General features: G+C 31.8%; 3 protein-coding genes and 2 pseudogenes. 3 read left to right on the plus strand and 2 right to left on the minus strand.

Translation table 11 applies throughout. The features are described 5' to 3' along the window. A pseudogene (locus GQ540_RS10685) lies at nucleotides 1–543 on the plus strand (serine/threonine protein phosphatase); the annotation flags it as partial. A gap of 32 nt (nucleotides 544–575) precedes the next feature. On the opposite strand, the gene GQ540_RS10690 reads toward GQ540_RS10685, so the two are convergent. Both GQ540_RS10690 and GQ540_RS10695 read right to left on the minus strand, forming a co-directional pair. Continuing rightward, nucleotides 576–1,283, minus strand: a complete 708-nt coding sequence (locus GQ540_RS10690; protein ID WP_291800862.1) for a CPBP family intramembrane glutamic endopeptidase — start codon at nucleotides 1,281–1,283, stop codon at nucleotides 576–578. Between the two features lie 41 nt (nucleotides 1,284–1,324). Then, nucleotides 1,325–2,065 carry a TerB family tellurite resistance protein gene (locus tag GQ540_RS10695; RefSeq protein WP_291800864.1) on the minus strand — a complete coding sequence of 247 codons (741 nt, stop codon included), beginning with the start codon at nucleotides 2,063–2,065 and terminating at the stop codon, nucleotides 1,325–1,327. 147 nt (nucleotides 2,066–2,212) lie between these two features. Here GQ540_RS10695 and GQ540_RS10700 point away from each other — a divergent pair, with 147 nt between their 5' ends. After that, nucleotides 2,213–2,623 carry a BrxA/BrxB family bacilliredoxin gene (locus GQ540_RS10700; RefSeq protein ID WP_291800866.1) on the plus strand — a complete coding sequence of 137 codons (411 nt, stop codon included), beginning with the start codon at nucleotides 2,213–2,215 and terminating at the stop codon, nucleotides 2,621–2,623. 64 nt (nucleotides 2,624–2,687) lie between these two features. After that, nucleotides 2,688–2,932 (plus strand): annotated as a pseudogene (locus tag GQ540_RS10705) (hypothetical protein); the annotation flags it as partial.

The following is a 2,932-nucleotide window of genomic DNA, read 5'->3' on the forward strand; positions in this document are numbered from 1 at the left end:
GCAGCCAAACTTCTAGGCTCTTATTTTGATGAAATTACTTCAACAACAAAAGAGCTATTAAATGGTTTAACATATGATGAAAGTATTATTTTAGAAGTTAAAGGCTTTAGTAAAAACATTCTACTAATTCACGGTCATCAGGCCGATTTTTACAATTATATTTTATGGAAATGGGGTAGGTTTTTAGTTCGGTTTCTTTGGAAACCACTTCAAATAGTTGGTATAAAAGACCCAACAAGTCCAGCTAAAAATTTTAAAGAATTAATTAAACTTGAACGCCGATTAAAAAAATGGATTTTAGCCAACAACAATCAAATGATTATTGCTGGGCACACACACAGACCACGTTTTCCAAACCCAAATGAATTGCCTTATTTTAACGATGGAAGTTGTGTTCACCCAAGATCTATTACAGGAATTGAAATTGAAAATATGCAGTTATCACTTATAAAATGGCATACAATTTCTAAAAGAGACGGTACATTGCAAATAGTAAAAACCGTTTTAAAAGGCCCACAAAATGTTATTGATTATTTGAAATAAACAAAAGTGCTGTACAGTTACTAAATATTTTATTACAATACTCTTTCAACCATAGACATACCGTTTAATATACAGTGTGCAATAATTAATGGCCATAGATTTCTTCCAAACTTTACGTACGCTATTCCCATAATCAAACCAATAATTCCAACAGTTATTGATCTTTCTGACAAATCATTTGAGTGTCTAAACCCAAAAATTAATGCTTGTAATAAAACAGCAATAACTGTTGCAAAAGACGTTGCTGAAAAAAGCTTCTCCAGCCAATTCATTAAAAATCCTCTATCTAACAATTCCTCTAAAAAAGATTCGAGCAAAACCATTGGGATTATTGAGAAAAAAAGCAACCAATTTCCTTTTAAGTCTCCAAACTTAGAAACCGCACTTTCAGATGAATTACCTGAAGAAACAGTGAGGTTTAAATTGTCTTTTACCAGTTCAAAAATGATTATTGAAATCATTATTGATACAAAAATAACCACTGAAACCCCTAAAGATTTCCATAAATTTTTGGGGTTTTTCAGCCCTAAATCTTTCCATGAAACTCCTCTCACCTTCATTCTCCAACTTGCAACTGCTAAGGTTGTTAATGACCAAAAAAGCCCATTTACTATAAAACTTACTTTTGGAAAATACAGCTCTCTCACCAAAAACATAACAGCTATATAAATAACTAAATCAACTAAAAACCCTTTATAATTAGTTGCCAATTCGGTTTTGGATTTTATGTTGTCTATCATATTTCTTTGTGTTTTTTAATGAATATCAACGTATAAAAAACTTACAAACCTCTTTCGTTTTGAATTTGTTCGTATGCTTTTTGAACTTGCTTGAACTTTTCTTCAGCGCCTTTTACGTGCTCTTCTCCAAGATGTTGTAATTTATCTGGGTGGTATTTTTTTACCATTTTTCTATACGCTTTTTTCAATTCATCATTGGTAGCTGATTTTTCAATCTCAAGAATCTTGTATGCACTATCTGAACTATCATAAAACATTGCTTTTATAGACTCAAAATCGTGTTGATTTATATAAAAATAACCCGCAATTATTTTTATCGAATTTACTTCAGCTTCATTCACTGCTCCATCAGCTTTTGCAATTCCGAATAAAAAATGAATTAATTGCAAACGAGATGCATGGGTTAAATTTTGACGAATTTGCCCACAAACTTGTCGTGTAGAAACTTCATTACTTTTTATAAAACTCTTAAATAATTTAAAGGCATTGTTTGCTCTTTCCTCCCCGTACATGTTTTTAAAATGATTTCTAACATACAATAATTCACGTTGGTCAATTTTACCATCAGCTTTAATAACCACAGATGATAATAGCAATAAACTAATTTCAAAATCCCCCGATTGTTTTGTTCTACTAGTTTCTCCATATGCTTTGGCTCTTTCAATATCTGCTTTCGAAAATCCACCAATAACACTTCCCAGTGCAAATCCTAAAATACTTCCAATTGGTCCGCCAAGTGTAAAACCCAATCCAGCACCAAGCCATTTTATAAAATTCCCCATAAATACTTTTAAGTTTTCAAAGATACATGTAATAGTTAGTATACCTTAAGGTTATATTCGTTACAGTTGTTAAAATAATTATAAACTTTTAGTATTTAAACCATTATATTTGCACTTTATTTACTTTTAACAAAAAAATCAAAAAATATGTATCCACCAGAATTAGTAAAACCAATGCAAGAAGAATTAGAAAATGCAGGTTTTACATCATTACATACCGCACAAGAAGTTGAAAAAGCATTGAGCAAAGAAGGTACAACATTAGTTGTTGTAAATTCAGTTTGCGGATGTGCTGCTGGAACAGCTCGACCAGGAGCAGTAGTTTCTTTACAACATGACAAAACACCAACCAATTTAGTAACCGTTTTTGCAGGAGTTGATGCGGATGCAACTGCTAAAGCACGTGAAAATATGATTCCTTTCCCTCCATCATCACCAGCAATTGCACTGTTTAAAGATGGTGCATTGGTTCACATGTTAGAGCGTCATCATATAGAAGGAAGACCTGCTGAAGTTATTGCTTCAAATTTAGCCGGTGCTTACGAAGAATACTGTTAAATTATTCTTTTTTTGTTAGTTGGTTTAATTTTTGTGCTTGAGTATACAAGCTAAAATAAATTTCATGAAACTATTTAAACATACATTTAAAACGATTGCTTTATTAGCAATCGTTTTGGGTTGCACTAATAATAATGAAACTTCTCAAGAAGAAGAATTACAAGCATTAGACGTTTTACACGAAGAAATTGAACAATTAATTGCTGAAGGAATTTGTAATGAAAATTCAGATTGCGATTTTATTGCCTTCGGAAGTAAACCTTGTGGTGGCCCTTGGAGTTTTTTAGTCTATAGCACATCTATTGATGT

Origin of the sequence: Lutibacter sp. (assembly GCF_013139515.1) — a bacterium.
GTDB lineage: Bacteria > Bacteroidota > Bacteroidia > Flavobacteriales > Flavobacteriaceae > Lutibacter.

What these genes read in the sequence shown, in the direction of transcription:
- GQ540_RS10690 (WP_291800862.1), bottom strand. Translation starts at nt 1,283, where the DNA reads ATGATAGACAACATAAAATCCAAAACCGAATTGGCAACTAATTATAAA.
- GQ540_RS10695 (WP_291800864.1), bottom strand. Translation starts at nt 2,065, where the DNA reads ATGGGGAATTTTATAAAATGGCTTGGTGCTGGATTGGGTTTTACACTT.
- GQ540_RS10700 (WP_291800866.1), top strand. Translation starts at nt 2,213, where the DNA reads ATGTATCCACCAGAATTAGTAAAACCAATGCAAGAAGAATTAGAAAAT.